Origin of the sequence: Nocardia pseudovaccinii NBRC 100343, from assembly GCF_001613225.1 — a bacterium.
GTDB lineage: Bacteria > Actinomycetota > Actinomycetes > Mycobacteriales > Mycobacteriaceae > Nocardia > Nocardia pseudovaccinii.
On the sequence record NZ_BDBY01000154.1, the window covers coordinates 1 to 2,341 of the forward strand.

Annotated in this window: 2 protein-coding genes and 1 pseudogene; 1 reads left to right on the forward strand and 2 read right to left on the reverse strand. The window is 63.4% G+C overall.

Translation table 11 applies throughout. From position 1 onward, the window contains the following. A pseudogene (locus tag NP3_RS18215) lies at positions 1-566 on the reverse strand (ATP-dependent zinc metalloprotease FtsH); the annotation flags it as partial. A 279-nt stretch (positions 567-845) separates the two neighbouring features. Between NP3_RS18215 and NP3_RS18220 the strand changes: the two are divergent. Next, positions 846-1,793 carry a hypothetical protein gene (locus tag NP3_RS18220; RefSeq protein ID WP_063042798.1) on the forward strand — a complete coding sequence of 316 codons (948 nt, stop codon included), beginning with the start codon at positions 846-848 and terminating at the stop codon, positions 1,791-1,793. Here NP3_RS18220 and NP3_RS18225 read toward each other — a convergent pair. After that, the coding region (locus tag NP3_RS18225) for a DUF1266 domain-containing protein (RefSeq protein WP_063042799.1) at positions 1,773-2,341 on the reverse strand (569 nt) is incomplete at its 5' end. The genes NP3_RS18220 and NP3_RS18225 overlap by 21 nt on opposite strands.

Here is a 2,341-nt window from a genome sequence, read left to right on the forward strand (position 1 = left end):
TTCTGCAGGAAGTCCTTGATTTCGTAGAGCTCTTCGACGGCCTCGTCGGCACCGGCCACATCCGCGAAGGTGGTCTTGGGCATGTCCTTGGACAGCTGTTTGGCCTTGGACTTGCCGAAGCCCATCATGCCGCCGCGACCACCGCCCTGCATGCGCGACATCACAAAGATGAACAGGCCGAGCAAGATCACCATCGGCAGCACGAACAGCAGGATCTGGGTGAACCAACTGTCCTGCTTGACCACGGTGTTGAACGGTGCGCCGGACTTCTGCACGGTGTCGAAGACCTGGTTGGAGGTCTCACTGCCGCCCGGATACTTGGCGATGATCTTCTTGGAACCGGAAGTCGCGTCGTTCCCGTTGTTCAGCTCGATGCGCAGCTGCTGCTCGCGATCGTCGATCTGGACGTTCTTGACGTTGCTCTTGTCGTTCAGCTGACTCAACGCCACCGAGGTATCGACGCTCTTCCAGCCGCGCGTGTCATTGCCGAAATAGCTGAACGCATAGATCACGAGCAAAATGCCCGAGACTATGGCCAGGGTGCGAAACACAGTCTTGCGGTTCATAGAGCTTAGGCCGGGCGGCCAGTCCTTTCCGGGTGTCTCCGGTGCATGCCTAGCGTGGCGTCGGGCGCGTCCCGTCCGGTAGTTCGGATGCGGACATGCCACGTTACCGCGTACGGTCTAGTCGATACATCGCGCAGTTCGGCAGCTGGTGTAGTTCGACAGGTAAACGGTCGGGGAACGTCCGTGGTTCCCGAAGTCTCCGGTCGGGTTATGCCAAGTGGTCACAATCATGTCATGTTCGGCCTATCGTGAGCGACGACACATAAGAGCGCAGGGGGTATGGACATAGTTGAGCTACGGACACCCACAGCGATACTGCGGCACGGCCGTGGACGACTGATCGTTCTACGCCCGGGCAGCGACGGCGAGCGCGTCCTCGATGTGCCGGTCACCGATCTGCTCAAGGTCCGGCTGAACCGCCGTGCCGACGATGCCGTCGTCATCGAGATCTATCTGCGTTATCCCACGCCCGTGCTCACCGGCGTGCCCGCCGACCGCACCCCGCTACCGGTATTGATAGCCGAACACGATTTCCCCGCGGCCGCCGAGATCGTCGAGCGCATCAACGGTCAGATCCTGGCCAGCCAGCGCATCGATGTGGCCGCACCCGATCTACAGCCGCCCGCCCCGCAGTGGGGTAAGAGCGGGCCGACCAGAGCCGATGTCGATCGAGCCGTGCGGCGGATGGCCCCCAAACGCGAAGCCAAGGCGGCGATAGCCGCCCTGCATCGTTACGTCACCATCGACGAATACGTGCTCGAGACCGCCATCGTCGTGGCACATCCGCCCGCAGGCACCGGCCCCGGACTGCTGGCCGCGACCACCGGACGGCTGCTGTTCATCTCCATCGGCCCCGGCGACAGGTACGCCCATGAGCTCCCCATTCCGGTCGTCATGTGGGCCCGCACCACCGACGGCGCCGTGACGACACCCGGTGAGATCGGCCCGGTGCGCGGAGAGACCGGTATCGATGTGCACGACGGAAACGTCACGTTGCATTTCACCGGTACCGATCGAGCCGATACCGAGCGCGTCACCTGCGCGGTGAATTTCGCCGTCCGGCGCGATTCGGCCGACGGTGCGGCCGGACCCGCCGATCCAGGCGTCGCGCAGCTCTATTCCGAATGGGAATTGCTGGTGGAGCGGCATTCCCTCGGCATGGTCGATGACGGGCAGTTCCAGCGCTACGGCCGCGGGATTCTGCGCTCACTCCCCGACGGGAACTGATTGCAGCGTGATCCGCCGCCACGGGCTGGTCGGACGCAACCACAGGCGCAGCAGTTCCATGCGCCGATCCACGCCGCCGTTCTTGAGTTCGGCCAGATCCTCACACGCCTGCCAGTAGGTCCAGCCGGTCAGGTAGGCATCGCCGAATTGGCGCCAATTCTGGTATTTGCGCTGGGCCAGCGGCAGCGCCCGCATCAAATAATCCCAGGCCACCTCGGCGTCGAGATAACCTGCGGTGAAGGCCATTCGGGCCACCGCGACCACCCGGGCCAGATCCCAGGCATGGATATCGCTCGGCAACGGACGGGCCAGATGATCGGTGAAACCGATTTTGATCGCCTGCGACCAGATGTCGTAATCGCGGACCAGCGCCTCCGGATTGTCCATCCCCCGGAACGAGCCCACCTGCCGCAGGAAGGCGCGGTGCCGATCGGCCCGCTCACCGAATCGATCGCGTTCACTGGCATTGATCGATGCCATCACCAGCGGATGCACCATCGCGTACAGCGGCGCGTGCATACCTTCGAGCAACTGCTCCATGGAGGCCT